We start from the raw sequence: 16370 nt of genomic DNA, 5'->3' as shown, positions 1-16370 counted from the left end.
TTGCAAGACGATGAGCAAGAAGAAGGTCCTGATCACGGGCGGCGCGGGCTTCCTCGGGATCAATCTGGTGCGGCACCTGCTCGAGCGCGGCTATGACGTCACGTCGCTCGATCTCCTGGACTTCGACTACCCCGAGCGGTCGCGCATCCGCGAGGTGCGCGGGGACATCCGTGACGCGGCGGTCGTCGACGAGGCGGTGAAGGGGCATGACTTCGTCGTGCACACGGCGGCCGCGCTGCCCCTGTACACGGCGGAGGAGATCTACACGACCGACGTGATCGGCACGCGCCTGGTCATGAGCGCCGCGCGCCGCCACGGCGTCGAGCGCGCCGTGCACATCTCCTCCACGGCCGTGTACGGCATCCCCGATCACCACCCGCTCTGCGAGGACGACCGGCTCGACGGCGTGGGCCCGTACGGGCAGGCCAAGATCCAGGCCGAGGTCGTGTGCCTGGAGGAGCGCGGCCGGGGGCTCGTGGTGCCCATCATCCGGCCCAAGTCCTTCATCGGCCCGGAGCGGCTCGGGGTCTTCGCCCTGCTCTACGACTGGGCGCTCGACGGCAAGGGCTTCCCCATGATCGGCGATGGCAAGAACCGCTATCAGCTCCTCGACGTGGCCGATCTCTGTGAGGCGATCACCCTGTGCATGACGAAGGATGCGTCGATCGCCAACGACACCTTCAACATCGGCGCGAAGGACTTCACCACCATGGGGGAGGACTACCAGGCGGTGCTCGACGCGGTGGGCAAGGGCAAGAAGATCGTGCCCTTCCCGGCGGCGCCGGCGGTGCTCGCCCTGCGCGCGCTCGAGGCGATGGGCGTGTCGCCGCTCTACAAGTGGGTCTACGAGACGGCGTCGAAGGACTCGTTCGTGTCGATCGAGAAGGCCGAGCGGGTGCTCGGCTTCACGCCCAGGTACTCGAACAAGGACGCGCTGGTGCGCAACCTCGAGTGGTACCAGGCGCACCGGAGCGAGTTCGAGAGCCGCTCGGGCGTGACCCATCGCGTGCCCTGGAAGCAGGGCGCGATAGGCCTGTTGAAGGCGTTCTTCTGAGGGCGCGCGGCGCCGGGGCGAGCGAGCTCATCACGACCGCTCTCGCGATGCCGTTCGCGTATGCAGCTCGCCGCTTCGACCGCCTCCATCGCGGGCTCGGCGTCGTGTCGGGCCTGCTGAGCCTTGCGTTCGGCGCCTTCCTTGTCTACGAGATCGGCTTCGTGCACGGCCTGTTCACGGGCCACCCGCAGTGGACCCCGGGATGAGCATCGAGGACGACGCCCCCCTTCTGCAGGTGATGAGCCATCTCGGCCTGACCCGGGATGGGCTGCTCGGCATCGGCGGTGAAGCCTGCGTGTTTGCGCTGGGCGGCGAGCGGGTCGTGCGCGTCCACCATCCCGGGACCGTCCGGGAGACGGTCGTTCGACGAGCCCAGCTGCTCGAGGACTTCCACCAGGGCGCGAGCGCGGTGCCGTTCTCGATCCCGCGTGTCCTGGAGATGACCGAGCTGCACGGCCGCCTCATCACAGTCGAGCCGCGGCTCCCCGGGCGGCCCCTCTTGCAGGTGCTCGGCGAGGTGGCCGGCGCCGAGCGGGAACGTCTCATCACCCGCTTTCTCGAGGCCTCGACGCACCTGCGAGCCCTGCGCGTGAGCGCTGCGTGGTACGGCGACCTCTGCGAAGCCGAGCCGATCCGGACGCCCTCTTACCGCTCTTACCTCGAGCTGCGCGCAAGGAAGAGCCTGGCCTGCGCCGGGAGCGCGTTCGACGGCATCGATCCAGCGGGCCTGGCCGCCGCGCTGCCCGAGCCGGAGCGACCGAGCTTCGTGCACATGGACTTCTATCCAGGCAATGTGCTGGTCGAAGGCCAGGAGGTGAGCGCCGTGATCGATTTCGGGGGCGTACCCATCGTGGGAGACGCCCGGCTCGATCCGCTGTCTGCTGTCATCTATCTCACGCCGTTCATCACCACGACTGCCACGGATCGGGATCGAAGCCTCGCCCGGGAGTGGTTGAAGGCGCAACACCTCGACGCGCTGTTCGAGCCAGCCGAGCGATGGCTCGCCGCCCGCTGGTCGTTCGCGACCGACGACGTGCGCTTGCATCGATGGTGTCGACGCGTGTTGCTCGGACACCCGGGGGATCCGTGAAGCGGACCCTTGGACCCACGCGGCGGGCGGTTCCTCCAGCCGTCACCACGGGGCCGCCCGTCTGCTTTGCCGATCGTCCAGGCGGGGGTGGAAACCACCTGGCGAGTCAGGGTGAGAGCGCTGCACATGAGGCCGACGCGAAGCCCGGTACGCTCCGGCAGTCGCCGCGTCGCTAGAAAGATACGGCGGAGCGCTGCGTCGACGTGGCCCTCGCTACTTTTGGTAACGTGTGAGCCGCTCGCTACTTTTGGTAACATGTGAGCCGCTCGCTACTTTTGGTAACATGTGAGCCATTCGTGCGATGCGTCGACCCGCGTGCATCGTGCATAATCCTTTGAGCGCCTTCCGGGGGTTTTGTATCCTCACCCTATGCTCAAATCATCGCGATTCTTCCACTTCGAGAATTTTCCTGCGTCATCATCCTTGGCGCTCGGTGCGATGTTGTTGCTGGGCACGCTGCACGTCAGCGGCTGCGGCGATGACGGGGAGGACACCTCCAGCGGCACCACCGGTGGCCAGCAGACGACGAGCAGCAGCAGCGGCGGCACGCCGGGAAGCTCCTCCTCCAGCGGCGCGGATCCCAGCACGACCTCGGCGTCGGCCGGGGGGGGCGACGGCGGCTCGAACCCCGCCGGCACGGGCGGCGCGGACCCCGCCGGCACCGGCGGCTCGGACCCCGCCGGCACCGGCGGAACGGGTGGAGCAGGAACGGGCGGTGGCGGTGATGGAGGAGAGGCGCCCGAATCCGGCCTTCCGCCGGCGCCTGGCGCTGGCAACGTGCCGAAGCCGGCCGGCGCGGCCGGCGGGTTCAAGGTCATCGACTGGGCCGGCTTCGCGGGCGCCGTGACGTACAGCTTCGACGACGTGAACCAGACCCAGATCCAGAACTACGATGCGATGAACGCCCTCGGCGTGCCGTTCACGTTCTACGTCTGGACCGGCAGGCAAGAAGCGAACAATCCGGTGTGGCAAAAGGCGCTGACGGACGGGCACGAGCTCGCCAACCATACGAGGAGCCACTCGAGCATGGACAACAACGGCGCCGATACGGACGCCGCGACGAAGGACCTCAAGGACAAGTTCGGCGTCACGCCGTACACGATGGCGGCCCCGAACGGCGCGGATGTGTACGAGGGCATCGCCCGGACGCGCTTCATGATCAATCGCGGCGTGTCCAACGCCCTGATCGGCCCGAACGACAACAGCAATCCGTTCAAGCTGCCCACCTACATTCCTCCGACCAACGCCTCCAAGGCGCAGATGGACGCGGAGGTCGCGAGCGCGCGAAGCGGCAAGAAGTGGCGCACCTTCTGCATCCACGGCTTCACCGGCGGCAGCGACAACGCCTATCAGCCCATCCCGTTCCAGGCCTGGGTCGATCACGTCAAGGCCGTCAAGGAATACGGCGACGTGTGGATCGGCACCATGGAAACCATCGGCGCCTACTGGCGCGGCCAGAAGGCGATCACCGACGGCACCAACACCAAGAACGGGAACGACACGACGTACAACTGGACGCTCCCCCAGAACTTCCCGCCGGGGAAGTACGTGCGCGTGACGGTCACCGGCGGCACGCTCAAGCAGAACGGCACCGCGCTCAAGTGGCATCCGCAGGGCTACTACGAAGTGGCGCTCGACGTGAAGTCCGTCACGCTGTCGCCCTGATGCGAGCCGCCCGAAGCCCCGCGCCGCCACCGGCGCGGCTTCGGGTGGAGCCGACCCCACCCAGGGCAGGTCCCGCAGCTGGGGCTTGACGTTTCCGAAGCGTTTGGGTCTGCTCTCCCCCCAGCGAGAGCGCGTCTCATGCCTGATATCAGCGATAGAACCATGGGGAGCTTCGCTCGGCTGCTCCGCGAACCGGTCATTCATTTTCTCTTCATCGGCGCGCTGTTGTTCCTCGGCCACCGGCTCGTCGCCGGCGATCCCAGGGAGATTGTCGTCAGCGCGGGGCTGAAGGCGGACCTGGAGCGGCAGTTCCGCGACAACATGGGGCGGGCGCCGACGGAGGCCGAGCTGACGGCAGCGCTCGACGGCTGGAAGCGGGACGAGGTGCTCTACCGTGAGGCGCTGCGGGAGGGCCTCGATCGGCAGGATGCGACGGTGCGGGTCGCATTGGCGGAGAGGCTGCGGACACGGGCGGCTCAGCCGAGCGCGGCGCGGGCGCCGACGGATGCAGAGCTGGACGCGTGGCTGGCTTCTCACCGGAGCCAGTACGAAACGCCGCTCCGGTACGATTTCGAGATCGTGGCCTTCTCCAAGAGCGACCCGGCCGCAGAGGAGCAGCGGTCGACGTATCGACGTGCGCTGGCCGACGGTGCGGACCCAAGGACGCTCGGTCGTCCGATCGAGGGTGGCAACCTCACCCGCGATTCACTCGCAGCCAAGTTCGGACCCGCGGTCGCCGAGAGCATTGGCAGCTCGCCGCTCTCGACGTGGCAGCCCCTGGAGACCCAGGACAGCCTGCTGCTCGTGCGGGTCAACCAGATAGGCGGGGGGCTGCCCAGCCGCGAGGCGATCCGCGCGACCCTCACCATCGACTGGGCCGCCGCAAGGAAGAAGCAAGCCGTCGACGAGTTCGTGGAGAGCCTCCTCGCGCAGTACAGGTTCAAGGAGAGCCCTTGAATCGTTCGCATCTGCTCCGGCTGGCTCGGTCCCTGCCGTTCTTGCTGGCCCTGCTCCTGGCGCCTGTCCCGGCGGCCGGCCACGCGCTCAACTCAGCGCTTCTTTCGCTGACGGAGGTGGAAGGTCACGACGGGCGGTTCGCCGTACGCTGGGAGGCGAGCTCGTCCGCGCTACAGGCCGACCTCGCGACGCCCGCCGTGTTCCCCGCGGCCTGCAAGCTCGACGGAGCAGTTCTCGACTGCGGTCACGACGGCCTCGTCGGCACCATCGAGCTCCCCTGGCTCGAGGGGACCGAGACCAACGTGATGGTGGTTGTCGAGTGGCGGAATGGAAGCCGGCTTGTCCGGGTGTTGACCGGCAACGACCCGAGCCTGGTGGTCTACGGTATTCCCGCCTCCGCCGGGCTCGGCGCGCTCCGGCCGATCATGGTCGATTACACGTGGCTCGGCGTCGAGCACATCCTGACCGGGTTCGACCATCTCCTCTTCGTCATCGCGCTCACGCTCCTCGTGGGCGGCGGCCGGAAGCTGCTCGGCGCCGTCACGGCCTTCACGGTCGCGCACAGCCTGACGCTGGCCTGCGCCGTGTTTGGCTGGTTGACGCTGCCGTCCCCGCCGGTCGAAGCGGCCATCGCGCTCTCGATCGTGCTGATCTGCGGCGAGTGCATCCGGCCCACCGACTCGCTCACCCGCCGGGCCCCATGGGCCGTCACGTTCGCCTTCGGGCTGCTTCACGGGCTCGGGTTCGCGTCGTCGCTGCTCGACATCGGGCTGCCGGAGAGGCATGTGCCGATTGCGCTCTTGTTCTTCAACGTGGGCGTGGAGCTCGGTCAGCTCGGCGTGATCGCGCTGGTGGTCGCGCTGCGCTTCCTTGCCGCGCGCGTCCCCACGCAACCAGCGGCGGTGAGGCGCGGCGTGGTGTATGCGATGGGCGCAATGGCAGGCTACTGGTCGATCGAGCGCGTCGTGGCGATGCTGACGGACGCCAGCATGTAGCGGAGCCCGCAGGCGGTGGCGTGGCGGCGGTCCGTTCGCGCTGCGCCGCAGGCCCGACAGGCCCCCTCGCCGCTCACCGCTTCTCGCCGTTCCCTGGCGCCGCCGGCGCGCCGCCTCCCCGTGTTGCGTCCACGGCGCCCGGCCCGAGCAGCGTGCCGCACATCGTCTTGCACAGGATGTCGGTCGGCTTGCACTCGCACTTGCCCTGCTGCTTGAGCTCGAGCTTCCCGCGCATCTCCTCGACCGTGAACTGCGCCATCCGCTCGACCCGAGCCATGTCCCACCCCTCCTGGACCTGCCGGGGCGTCCGCGGCTCGGTGGCCTTGCCGTCGGGCTCGGCGCAGCAGCGGAAGCTCAGGAAGTAATAATAGAACCCCTCGTCATGGGTGTAGATCTTCGGCCGGCACTGGTTGCGCACGCCCTTGTACCAGGGGCCGCCGGTGTGGACGCTGTCGAACTTGCCGCGCCAGCCGCCGCTCGTCTCGCTCGCGACCACCTCGTCGGTGTTCGCGGGCAGGTCGGCGACGCCATAGTCGCTGATGCACTCGGGCTGTGACCCGCTCCGCACCCCCTTCCAGAGGCGGGCCAGCTCGCCCGGGTCGCGCTTCGCGACCTTCTTCATGTCGGGATCGTCCCAGAGGTGGTCGCCGTTGCACTTCGTCGCGTCGCGCGAGTACCCGTAAGGGAAAGGCTTCATCTCGGGGCCCTCGCACGCGAGCGTCCACTCCGACTCGGTGCAGAGGCGCTTGCCGACGGCGGCGCACTTGACCTGCGCCTGGTGGAAGCGGTTCATCACCTCGGGCCGCTCCCCCTTCTTGTTCGGCCACTCGTACGTGTCGATGCAATAGCGCTTCTTCGTCTTGTCGCCTGTGCAGCGGGCCGGGGCAGGGGCGAACTCCTCGCAGATCGTCTTCTTGTTCGACTTGTCGTACCAGCTGCGGAGGCAGCTGTGCTCGACCTCGCTGCAGTACTCGCCCTCGACGAGCTTCATGTCGGCCGGGCACGCCTGCTCCTCCGCGGCGGCGCTCTCCCCGCCGGCCGTCCCGGCCTGGGCGGCGGGCGCGCCGGCCTCCGGGGCGGCGGGCGCCGCGGCTCCGGCCTCGGCGGGGGACGGCGCGGCCGCGGGCGGGCGGCCGTCGTGCGCGCGCGGGGACGGCGCCGTCTGGGCGGGCTCCGGGGGCGCGCCGGAGCAGGCGGCGGCGAGCGTCAGGGCGGGGAGGGAGAGGGGGAGCAGGAGGCGTCGCATGCCCGGCGTCATAGTCGAGATCGCGGCGAGGGGAACCAGGCTCGCGCCGTTGGATCGACGCCGCGCGCCCTGGCCGGGCCGGAGGCGGTCCGGCGGCGGCGCGCTCGCTCCGGCGGCCGCGCGCCGGGCGCTCTCCGGGAGCCCCGGCTCCCCGCGTTGACGCTGCCGGATCTCGCCCTCTGCTCCGGCAGGCCATCGACGCACACAGTTCGCCGTTCCCGCCGAAGGCGCGTGATATCGTGCGCCCGAAGGCAGAAGGAGTATCGCTGATGATGCGTACGGCTCGTTTCGGTTCGCTGGTCCTCGCGTTCGTCTTTGCCGCTTCGGCGGCCGCCGTCTCGTGCGGCGACGACGGCGAAGCCCCGTCCAGCGCGGCAAGTGGCAATGGCGGTGAAGGCGGCGGGGGAGCAGCGGGGGGCGGGGGAGCAGCGGGCGGCGGCGCAGGGGGATCGGACGCCGGCGGCGTGGCGATTCCCGATCTCGACGGGGATGTCCGGGCGGTGACCGACGAGCTCGGGGTCCTTCACATCGAGTGCGCGTCCGACGACGACTGCTTCGCCGCGCTCGGTTACTTCCACGCTCAGAATCGCTTCTTCTTCATGGATTTCATCCGCAACCTCGTCGAGGGGTCGCTCGGCGGGCTGGTGAAGGCGGGCGCGCAGGTGCTCGAGCAGGACTATCAGAACCGCCATTTCTTCACGACGCGCGGCGGCGAGCCGCTCGAGAGGGCGCTCTACGAGCAGGCGAGCCCGAAGGTGAAAGGGCATCTGGACGCGTATGCGCGCGGCGTGAACGCCTGGCTCGCCGACATGCGGAACAAGAGGAACGGCGCGACGCTGACCGTCGAGTACAACCTCGCGCTCATGGTGAAGGACGCGATCCGCGACTGGACGCCGGAAGACAGCACCGCCGTCGGCCTCTACGTGCTCAACGACCTCTCGAACAACAGCGGGGAAGAGCTCGAGCTCGCGGCGCAGATACCGCTGTTCGACGCGGCGCTCGCCGCCGATCTGTTCTCGCCCGCGCCGGTGTTCGACGCGTCCACCGTGCCCGCCGCGCAGACGGCGAACCTCGTGCGGCCCTTCGCGCCGGTGGCCGTGTCGCGGCTCTCGCCGCACCGGACGCTCCTCACGGGCGCGGCGGAGCGCGCGGCGAAGGTCGGCGACGGCCGGCGCAAGATGGCGGGCGACGCCGGGTCGAACAACTGGGCTGTCGGCCCGGGCCGCACCGAGAGCGGCCACGCCATCCTGGCGAACGATCCGCACCTGTTGCTCGGCAATCCCAGCACCTGGTTCCCCGTCGAGCTCGACGCCAAGAGCAGGGGCGACGGCGAATACCACGTCGCCGGCGCCACGATTCCGGGCATGCCGAGCGTGATCATCGGACAGAACGAGTCCATCGGCTGGGGCGTGACCACCGCGTACTACGACCTGGCCGACGTCTACCTGGAGACGCTCACCGGGGACGGCGCGTCGGTCGATTTCAAGGGGGAAGACGTGGCGATCGTCGAGAAGAAGTTCTCGTTCAAGGACGCGGCTTCCGGCGAGACGATCGAGAAGACCTTCCGCTGGGTCCCGCACCACGGGCCCATCGTGAGCGAGGACGCGGACGCCGGCACCGCCGTGACCATCCGGTGGCGCGGGCACGACGGCGGGACGGACCTCGACGCGCTCTTCGCCCTCGGGCGCGCTGGGAGCGTCGCCGAAGCCAGGAGAGGGCTCGAGGCGGCCAGCTTCGTCAGCCAGAATTTCGTCGTCGTCGACACCGAGGGGAATATCGGCTGGTTCCCGTACAGCAAGGTGCCGGCGCGGCCCTGGGCGTCGCCCGAGGTGCCCGCGTGGCTGCCGCTCCCGGGTGACGGAAGCGCGGAGTGGGGCGACCCGATCCCGTTCGCCGAGCTGCCGCAGCTCCTCAACCCGCCTCGGGCCGCGATCGCGACGGCGAACGGCGACATGACGGGCGCGACCGCCGACGGCGATCCCACGAACGACGGGCAAGGCGCGCTCCAGGCGTGGGGCAAGGCCGACGGGACGCGCGAGCAGCGGATCCTCGATCTGCTCGACGCAGGCGGCGACGCGCATTCGCCCGACACCATGACGGCGATGCAAGGCGACACGCACTCGCTCTATGGCAGCTTCGTCGTGCCTGCCGTGCTCTCGGCGGCGGAGCTGGCGACGTTGACGGACGAGGAGCAGGCCGTCGTCGACGCGCTCGCCGCCTGGGACCACACGTGTCCGACAGGGCTCGACGGGCACGATCCGGTGGACGCGGGCAAGGTGGACGACGCGACGCTCGCCGCCGAGTCGATCGGCTGCACGGCGTTCCACGCGACGTTCTATGCGATCGTGAGCGAGGCGCTGGGCGACGAGGCGGCGGCGGCGGGCCTCGATGAGCCCGGGTTCGGGCTGACCGTCGTGGCGCGCGCGCTGCGCGATCCGGCGCGCCTGAGCTCGGGCCCTCTGCTCTGGGACGACGTGACCACCGACGACGTGGCGGAGACGCAGGACGACATCGTGCTCCGGGCGCTCGCGAAGGCGGCCGCCTCGCTCGTGGTCATCGGCCCGGCGGACGACTGGCGCTGGGGCCGCGTCCACACGCTCACGCTCCGCAGCATCTTCGATAACTTCAACCTCGCCGTGTACAACGACGGGCCTTACGCCGCGCCGGGCGGGCTCTTCACCGTCAACGTCGCCAACCCGAGATCGCGCGCGCTCCCGCCGGACGGCGGAAAGCCCAGCTTCGCCTTCGCCAACGGGCCGTCGATCCGCCTGGTCATCGACGCGGATCCAGCGGGCCCGAAGATGCGCTTCGGGCTCCCCGGCGGGTCGGACCTCCACCGCGAGAGCGCGTTCTACAACAACCTCCTTCCGCAATGGCTCGACAACGAGCCGCTCGAGTTCCACTTCGGGCCGGGCGCGGTGACGGATCCGGCGAGCGTGGTGGACATCTCGCCGGCGCGCTGACCCCGCGCGATCGCGCGGCGGGCCCCCGGCGGCGCCATGTCGCCGGGCGCCGCCGGCGCGAGCGCGCGGGTCATCGCGGCCGCCGCCCGCGCCGGCGCGTGACCCAGACTCCCAGGATCCCTCGGCTCCGCAGGTTCCTGGGACACCGATGATTCCATTCGATCGCGCAGAGAAGACCGTTGCGCCTAGGGCTATCCCCTGCTCGTATCCGGCCGCGCCTGGCGCCTTCTCCTGCGCTGCGATGAGGCGCGAATGAGCATTGGCCGTGAAGCGATCCCTGATTCGTGACCTGCGCCGGAGTCTGAATTACTTATCTCCCCATCGCGCGAGACTTTCCGTGTGCCTCGCGCTCACGCTCGTCTCGGGCGGCCTGCCCGCGCTCGAGCCGCTCGCGCACCGCGCGATCTTCGACCAGATCTCGGCGAGCGCTGGTGTCTTTGGCCCCGGGAGCGGGCCAGCCGCGCCCGGGGAGCAGAGCGCCCGGGCCCTCGCCTGCCTGACGCTCGCCCTGTGCGCGCTCGTCGTCCTCCGGCAGATCGCGGAGGGCCTGGGGGCGTTCGCCGTGTGGCGGGTGCGGCTCCGCATCAACCGCGACCTGCTCGACGAGACCACCGCGCGGCTGCACGCGCTGCCCCTCTCGTACCATCAGGAGAGGGGCGTCGGAGAGACGATGACGCGGGTCGATCGCGGCATCACGTCGCTCATGGACTGCCTTGCTTCGGTCGCGTTCCAGCTCTTCCCGGCGCTCGTCTACCTCGTGGTCTCGCTCGGGATCATGCTCCGGCTGAGCCCGCTGCTCGCGCTGGTCGCGGTCGGGTTCATCGTGCCTCCGCTCCTCTTCGGCAGGGCGACGACAGCGCGCCTCGTGGAGCGCGAGCGCGAGGTGCTCGACCGCTGGTGCGGGATCTACAACCGCTTTCAGCAGGTGCTCTCGGGCATCAAGACGGTCAAGGCGTTCGCGCGCGAGGCGGACGAGCACGCACGGTTCATCCGTTCCGTCGAGGAGGCGCAGGGCGAGGTGCTCCAGAGCATCCGTCTCCAGACGCGGCTCTCCGCGGGCCGGAGCGTCTGCGTCAACATCGGCCGTGTGGCGCTGCTCGGCGTGGGGGGCCTCCTTGTCCTCCGCGGGGAGCTCGGCGTGGGCACGCTTGTCGCGTTCCTCGGCTATGTCGGCGGCCTCTATGGCCCCGCGCAGACGCTCCTCGGCGTCTACGAGACGGCGCGCCGCGCCGAGGTCGGCCTGGCGGCGATCTTCGGCGTGCTCGACGCCGAGGTCGCGGTCGCCGATCCGGAGCGCGCCGTGAGCCCGGAGCACATCCGCGGCGACCTCGAGCTCGACCAGGTGAGCTTCCGCTACCAGCACGCCGCCGGGCGGGCGGTCATCGACGGGGTCTCGCTCTCGATCCGGGCCGGCGAGTTCGTGGCGGTCGTGGGCCCGAGCGGCGCCGGGAAGAGCACGCTCGCCGATCTGCTCCTGCGGCTGCACGATCCGACCTCCGGGGCGATCCGCATCGACGGGCTCGACCTCCGGGCGCTGTCGCAGCGCGCGCTCCGGCGGAAGCTCGGCATCGTCACGCAGGAGCCGTTCCTCTTCGAGGACACCATCGAGGCGAACCTCCGGTATGGCTCGCCCGACGCGACGAACGAGGCGCTCCGCGCCGCGGCGAGCGCCGCCTGCGCCGAGGAGTTCATCGAGCGGCTCCCCCTCGGGTATCAGACCCTCGTCGGCCGCGGCGGCGTGGCGCTCTCCGGCGGGGAGCGGCAGCGCCTCGCGATCGCGCGCACGCTGCTCAAGGACCCGTCGGTCGTGATCCTCGACGAGCCCACGAGCAGCCTCGATATCGAGAGCGAGACCGCGGTGCAGCGGGCCATCGAGGGGCTCTCGCGGGGCCGCACCACGCTGCTCATCGCGCACCGGCTCTCCACCACCCTGCGCGCCGACCGCATCGTCGTCGTCGAGGGCGGGCGCGTCGTCGAGCAGGGCCCGCCCGCGGCGCTCCTCCGCCGCGGCGGGGCGTACCGCCGGATGATGGATCTCTGGCGGGCGCACGAGCCCTCCGGGGCGAGAGGCCTGGGCCACCGAGCGGGGGTGCTGGAGCTGGCCCCGCTCGAGGCCGCGGCGGTGCCCGGCGCTTGAGCGGATCCCGAGGCGCCGGTGAAAGCATGATCCTGAGCTCGCCTCCGGGCGCCGGGCGCGCCCGTCAGAGCTCCGAGAACAGGCCCCAGAAGGCGCCGGGCGCGAGCGCGTCTTGCCGGTCGTGGCCCTTGCCGCTCGTCTCGCACCAGATCACCGGATAGCCCGCGTCGCAGCCCTGATAACGAGCGCAAGGCGCCGGGTCCTCCGGCTCCGGCGCGGCCCCGGCGTCGCAATGGTTCAGCTCGAGCAGGCGATCGCGCTCGGCGTGATTGCGGTCGATCGGGTTGTCCTCGTCGTCCGCGTCGTGGATGAAGATGCGCGCCACCCGCCCGACGCAGTCGCGCGGCGTGCCCGGCGTGCCGCCGGAGACCGTGCCGGTCGCGCGGAGCTTGTCGCCGCGCTTGCACTCGAGCGTGTTGATGAGCCAGGAGCCGCTGCTGTAGCCCGCCGCGAACAGGCGCGACGTGTCGGCGCAGGTGTTCGCGAGCACGTCCGCGAGCATCTCATCGAAGAAGGTCAGATCCGGTCCGTTCGACGAGGCATCCCAGCAGACGCCGTCGGAGACGCCGGCGCCGCGCACCAGGATCGCGTCGTCGCCTGTCACGTTCTGCATCGGGACGTTGTTCGTCTCGCTCGAGCAGCCGTGGAACATGAAGACGACGGGATAGGCGCGCGTGGGCTCGTAATTCTCAGGCAGCCGGACCCACCAATGCCGCTCGACCGACGCGATGGTCTTCGCGGGCTGCTCGACCCACTCGTTGAGCGCCTGGCTCGGCGCGTCTCCGCAGCCCGCGCCCGGCGTCGCGCTCGCGCCCCCGCCCGCGCCGTCCGAGCCGCCGCCCGTCACGCCCGACGAGGCCGCGCTGCCAGGGCCGCCGCCGCTCGTTGCGCCGCCGCCGCTCGTTGCGCCGCCGCCGTTCGAACTGCCGGCCGAAGCGCTCCCGCTGCCCGCGCCGCCCCCGGCTCCGGACGCCGCGTCTGGCGAGATCGGCGAGTCCTCCCCCTCACAGCCCACGGCGACGGCGCTCGCGGCGGCGAGCGACACGGCGAAAAGCGCGCTCCACGTGTTTCGGATGATCATCGAACTCGGCTCCCTTCTCGTCGCCCCTGACCCGCGGCGAGCAGCCCGAAGATAGCCGGATCGAAGCGACCGAACGTCGAACAATCGTGGTTCGGTGACGTCGACGCCAGCCTGCGACCTCGCCATACAGATTGCTTCCTACAAAATGGAAACAGCCCTGTTCGGCGCGTCGATCGTGCCGCTCGAATCTCGCATTGATCGCCGTATTGGCGCGTCGATTTGCTGGTGAGCGAGCTTTACTTATCGCATTCGAAAGCTACCCTCCATTCATGCGAATTCTTGGAATCAGCGGAGGCCACGAGCCGGACCATATCGGTTATCCGAGACCAGCATTCAATGCGGCGACGTCGCATGACGGCGCCGCCGTCCTCCTCGAGGACGGAGAGGTCGTCGCGGCGATCGAGCAGGAGCGGCTGAACCGCCTCAAGCACTCGAACAAGGCCCCCTTCCAGGCGGCCCGCTTCTGCCTGGAGAGCCGGGGGCTCCGCGTCGACGAGGTCGACTACCTCTGCTTTTACATCAGCGAAGACTGGTGCAACGCCCAGGTGAAGCGCGGGCTCTTCTCCGCAGACCCCGAGCTGCGCACGGCGAACGATGTCATGAGGCGCCTCGTGCTCGCCGAGTTCGGCGTCGACGTGAGGCCCGAGCGCATCCAGTTCGTCAAGCATCACACGGCCCACGCGATGAGCGCCCTGAACGGCTCGGGGTACGAGAGCAGCCTTGTCCTGACGCTCGACGGCTGTGGCGACGGCGAGTCGGGCTCCGTCTCCGTCGGCTCCGGCGGAGCGCTTCACTCGCTGAGAGACATCCCGGAGCGGGACTCGCTGGGCAATTTCTACGTCCAGGTGATACGGTTCCTCGGGTTCTCGCTGTTCGACGAGTACAAGGTCATGGGGCTCGCCCCGTACGGCGATCCGCGCAGGTACCGGGCGCTGTTCCAGGCGATGTTCACGCTGCTCCCGGAGGGCGTGTGGGCCATCGACGTCGACAAGATCGTCGATCTCCACGGCGCGATCCGGCCGCGCGCTCCGCGGGAGCCGATCACGCAGGACCACAAGGACATCGCCGCCTCGCTCCAGGAAACGCTCGAGACCATCGTCTTCCATTGCCTGCGGCACTTCCAGCGCGAGACCGGGCAGGTGAGCCTCTGCTTCGCGGGCGGCGTCGCGCACAACTGCACCTTGAACGGGAAGATCCTCCGCTCCGGGCTGTTCGAGCGGGTGTTCGTCCAGCCAGCCGCGCACGACGCCGGCTGCGCGCTCGGCTCCGCCATGGCCGTGCACACGCGAAAGGCCCCGGCGCGGCGGCCGCCCGCGATAAGTCATCTGTACTGGGGAAGGCACATCGGCGAGCGGGGCGAGGTCCGGAGAGCGCTCGACGCGTGGCGCGATTTCATCCGTGTCGAGGAGCTCGCCGACGCGCCGAAGGCCGCCGCCGAGCTGCTCGCGGCGGGCCGCGTGATCGGGTGGGCGCAGGGCCGGTCCGAGTTCGGCCCCCGCGCGCTCGGCAACCGCAGCATCCTCGCGGATCCCAGGCCGGCGGCGAACAAGGACCTCATCAACGCCATGGTGAAGAAGCGCGAGGAGTTCCGGCCCTTCGCGCCCGCGGTGACGGAGGAGGACGCGCGCGACTATTTCGATCTCGGCGGCGCGGATGCCATGCCTTTCATGATCTTCACCGTGCCCGTCCACGAACAGAAGCGACAGCAGCTCGGCGCCGTCACGCACGTGGACGGGACCGCGCGGGTCCAGACGGTCTCCAGGCGCACGAACCCGCGCTTCTGGCAGCTCATCCGGGCCTTCGGCGACCTCACCGGTGTGCCGGTGGTGCTCAACACCTCGTTCAACAACAACGCCGAGCCGATCGTCGATTCGGTCGACGATTGCGTGACCTGTTTTCTGACGACGCGGCTCGACAAGCTCATCGTCGGCGACCATCTCGTCCACAAGGAGCCCGCGCCGCTGTTGGCCTATGCGGAGCTCGTCCCCTCGTTTCCGACCTTCGTGAAGCTGCTCTCGCTGCGAGGGCCCACGCCGGGCGGCTACGAGGTCGAGCGCGCGATCGTCACGACCTACAATGATGCCCGGACCCCGGTCTCCGCCGAGACGTTCGAGGTCCTGTGGCGGGCCGACGGCCGGAAGCGGCTCCGCGAGCTGCTCGACGGCGTGGAGGATCGGGAGGCGGTGATCGCCGAGCTGATCGAGCTGTGGTCGCAGCGCGTGGTGCGACTGCTGCCTGCCACCGGCCATTGACGGCGGAGGAGGGGGGGAGCCGCCGAGCGCCCCGCGGCCGGCGTTCCCCCGCATTCTACCGGTATCCCGCCATGGTGATGATCACGTCCTCGGGGCAGATCTGGTCGGTCTCCACCTCGAACCCATGATCGCGCAACATCCGCCGGACGCGCTCGCCTCTCCCGCCGAAGTCGTGCAGCTCGAGGACGACCGCCCGGATCCTCCCCCAGTCGCCGGGGCGAATGCCTTCCAGCACATCGATCTCGGCCTTCTCGACGTCGATCTTGAGCAGGTCGATCTGCCCGATCTTCTCCCGTTCGATGAGCTCGGACAGCGTCGCGAGCTCGCATTCCACGCGCCTCATGCCGCGCCTCATCCACCAGCCGTGACAGTCAATGAGCAGCGAGTTCACCGCGCGCGGGAGGTGCTTCATGGTTGCCGGCAGATCCGCGTGGTGCTTCCCCCGGATCCGTTCGTCGTAGATGGCCGCGAGCGTGGCTTCTTTGTCGTCGCTCGCCATCATGTCGTACATGCTCGAGATGGCGCCCTGGCGTGGAGCGTAGTGGAACGTCGCTGTGCCCGCTGTCCGACCCAGGCCCGCGCGGTGCAGGCGCACGCGCTCCGATCCGGACGATCTCAGGTTCATCCGGAGGAGCTCGAAGGTCTCGGGGATCGGCTCGAAGCAGTGGATCCGCGCCCGTCCGCCGGTGCGCTTCAGCACCTCGAGCGCGAAGAGGCCGATGTTCGCGCCGACGTCGATCACGGTCACCTCTCCGCTGGCCAGGAGGCTCTGCACGCGAGGCCTGAAGTAGCCCTGCACCTGGAGATGCAGGGTCCTCGCCATGTCGGGGACGCGATCGTGAACGACCCTCTGATCCGGCAACTGGATTGCGAACGTCTTCATGATGGCTCATCCAAACGTGGTGTGTCCGTCCCTCGCGCCTCCGTGCG

At 69.7% G+C, this 16370-nt stretch carries 12 protein-coding genes; 9 read left to right on the top strand and 3 right to left on the bottom strand.

The window, feature by feature from the left end:
- The first annotated feature begins 10 nt into the window (after positions 1-10).
- The 6 genes from WME82_RS37620 (at position 11) to WME82_RS37595 (ending at position 5761) form a co-directional block, all read left to right on the top strand.
- Positions 11-1054, top strand: coding sequence for an NAD-dependent epimerase/dehydratase family protein (locus WME82_RS37620; protein ID WP_438039259.1), 1044 nt, complete (start codon positions 11-13; stop codon positions 1052-1054).
- Positions 1055-1101: 47 nt separating this feature from the next.
- Positions 1102-1260, top strand: coding sequence for a hypothetical protein (locus tag WME82_RS37615; protein ID WP_437852625.1), 159 nt, complete (start codon positions 1102-1104; stop codon positions 1258-1260).
- Positions 1257-2144 carry a phosphotransferase family protein gene (locus WME82_RS37610; protein ID WP_438039258.1) on the top strand — a complete coding sequence of 296 codons (888 nt, stop codon included), beginning with the start codon at positions 1257-1259 and terminating at the stop codon, positions 2142-2144. Before WME82_RS37615 ends, WME82_RS37610 begins: the two co-directional genes overlap by 4 nt.
- A 438-nt stretch (positions 2145-2582) precedes the next feature.
- The gene (locus tag WME82_RS37605; protein WP_438039257.1) at positions 2583-3809 is read left to right on the top strand and encodes a polysaccharide deacetylase family protein; all 1227 of its coding nucleotides are present in this window, start codon (positions 2583-2585) and stop codon (positions 3807-3809) included.
- Positions 3810-3971: 162 nt separating this feature from the next.
- On the top strand, positions 3972-4766 hold the full coding sequence (locus WME82_RS37600; RefSeq protein ID WP_438039256.1) for a peptidyl-prolyl cis-trans isomerase: 795 nt from the start codon (positions 3972-3974) through the stop codon (positions 4764-4766).
- Positions 4763-5761, top strand: coding sequence for a HupE/UreJ family protein (locus WME82_RS37595; protein ID WP_438039255.1), 999 nt, complete (start codon positions 4763-4765; stop codon positions 5759-5761). The genes WME82_RS37600 and WME82_RS37595 overlap by 4 nt, the downstream gene beginning before the upstream one ends.
- A gap of 73 nt (positions 5762-5834) precedes the next feature.
- Here WME82_RS37595 and WME82_RS37590 read toward each other — a convergent pair whose 3' ends face one another.
- Complete coding sequence (locus tag WME82_RS37590; RefSeq protein ID WP_438039254.1) at positions 5835-7007, bottom strand: SUMF1/EgtB/PvdO family nonheme iron enzyme; 1173 nt, start codon at positions 7005-7007, stop codon at positions 5835-5837.
- Positions 7008-7276: 269 nt separating this feature from the next.
- Between WME82_RS37590 and WME82_RS37585 the strand changes: the two genes are divergently transcribed.
- Both WME82_RS37585 and WME82_RS37580 read left to right on the top strand, forming a co-directional pair.
- Positions 7277-9970, top strand: coding sequence for a penicillin acylase family protein (locus WME82_RS37585; protein ID WP_438039253.1), 2694 nt, complete (start codon positions 7277-7279; stop codon positions 9968-9970).
- 337 nt (positions 9971-10307) lie between these two features.
- A complete protein-coding gene (locus tag WME82_RS37580; protein WP_438039252.1) occupies positions 10308-12107 on the top strand; it encodes an ABC transporter ATP-binding protein in 1800 nt (599 codons plus the stop codon).
- A gap of 64 nt (positions 12108-12171) precedes the next feature.
- Here WME82_RS37580 and WME82_RS37575 read toward each other — a convergent pair whose 3' ends face one another.
- On the bottom strand, positions 12172-13188 hold the full coding sequence (locus WME82_RS37575) for an alpha/beta hydrolase family esterase (RefSeq protein ID WP_438039251.1): 1017 nt from the start codon (positions 13186-13188) through the stop codon (positions 12172-12174).
- A 269-nt stretch (positions 13189-13457) separates the two neighbouring features.
- Here WME82_RS37575 and WME82_RS37570 point away from each other — a divergent pair, with 269 nt between their 5' ends.
- A complete protein-coding gene (locus WME82_RS37570) occupies positions 13458-15440 on the top strand; it encodes a carbamoyltransferase family protein (RefSeq protein ID WP_438039250.1) in 1983 nt (660 codons plus the stop codon).
- A 55-nt stretch (positions 15441-15495) separates the two neighbouring features.
- On the opposite strand, the gene WME82_RS37565 is transcribed toward WME82_RS37570, so the two are convergent.
- Positions 15496-16323, bottom strand: a complete 828-nt coding sequence (locus tag WME82_RS37565) for an FkbM family methyltransferase (RefSeq protein ID WP_438039249.1) — start codon at positions 16321-16323, stop codon at positions 15496-15498.
- Positions 16324-16370 lie beyond the last annotated feature (47 nt).

Origin of the sequence: Sorangium sp. So ce128, assembly GCF_051525245.1 — a bacterium.
In the GTDB taxonomy this organism is placed as follows: domain Bacteria; phylum Myxococcota_A; class Polyangia; order Polyangiales; family Polyangiaceae; genus Sorangium; species Sorangium cellulosum_B.
The sequence above is the reverse complement of the archived record's forward strand: the minus strand, read 5'-3'. Positions and strand labels throughout refer to the sequence as shown.

What these genes read in the sequence shown, in the direction of transcription:
- WME82_RS37620 (WP_438039259.1), top strand. Translation starts at nt 11, where the DNA reads ATGAGCAAGAAGAAGGTCCTGATCACGGGCGGCGCGGGCTTCCTCGGG.
- WME82_RS37615 (WP_437852625.1), top strand. Translation starts at nt 1,102, where the DNA reads ATGCCGTTCGCGTATGCAGCTCGCCGCTTCGACCGCCTCCATCGCGGG.
- WME82_RS37610 (WP_438039258.1), top strand. Translation starts at nt 1,257, where the DNA reads ATGAGCATCGAGGACGACGCCCCCCTTCTGCAGGTGATGAGCCATCTC.
- WME82_RS37605 (WP_438039257.1), top strand. Translation starts at nt 2,583, where the DNA reads ATGTTGTTGCTGGGCACGCTGCACGTCAGCGGCTGCGGCGATGACGGG.
- WME82_RS37600 (WP_438039256.1), top strand. Translation starts at nt 3,972, where the DNA reads ATGGGGAGCTTCGCTCGGCTGCTCCGCGAACCGGTCATTCATTTTCTC.
- WME82_RS37590 (WP_438039254.1), bottom strand. Translation starts at nt 7,007, where the DNA reads ATGCGACGCCTCCTGCTCCCCCTCTCCCTCCCCGCCCTGACGCTCGCC.
- WME82_RS37585 (WP_438039253.1), top strand. Translation starts at nt 7,277, where the DNA reads ATGATGCGTACGGCTCGTTTCGGTTCGCTGGTCCTCGCGTTCGTCTTT.
- WME82_RS37575 (WP_438039251.1), bottom strand. Translation starts at nt 13,188, where the DNA reads ATGATCATCCGAAACACGTGGAGCGCGCTTTTCGCCGTGTCGCTCGCC.
- WME82_RS37570 (WP_438039250.1), top strand. Translation starts at nt 13,458, where the DNA reads ATGCGAATTCTTGGAATCAGCGGAGGCCACGAGCCGGACCATATCGGT.
- WME82_RS37565 (WP_438039249.1), bottom strand. Translation starts at nt 16,323, where the DNA reads ATGAAGACGTTCGCAATCCAGTTGCCGGATCAGAGGGTCGTTCACGAT.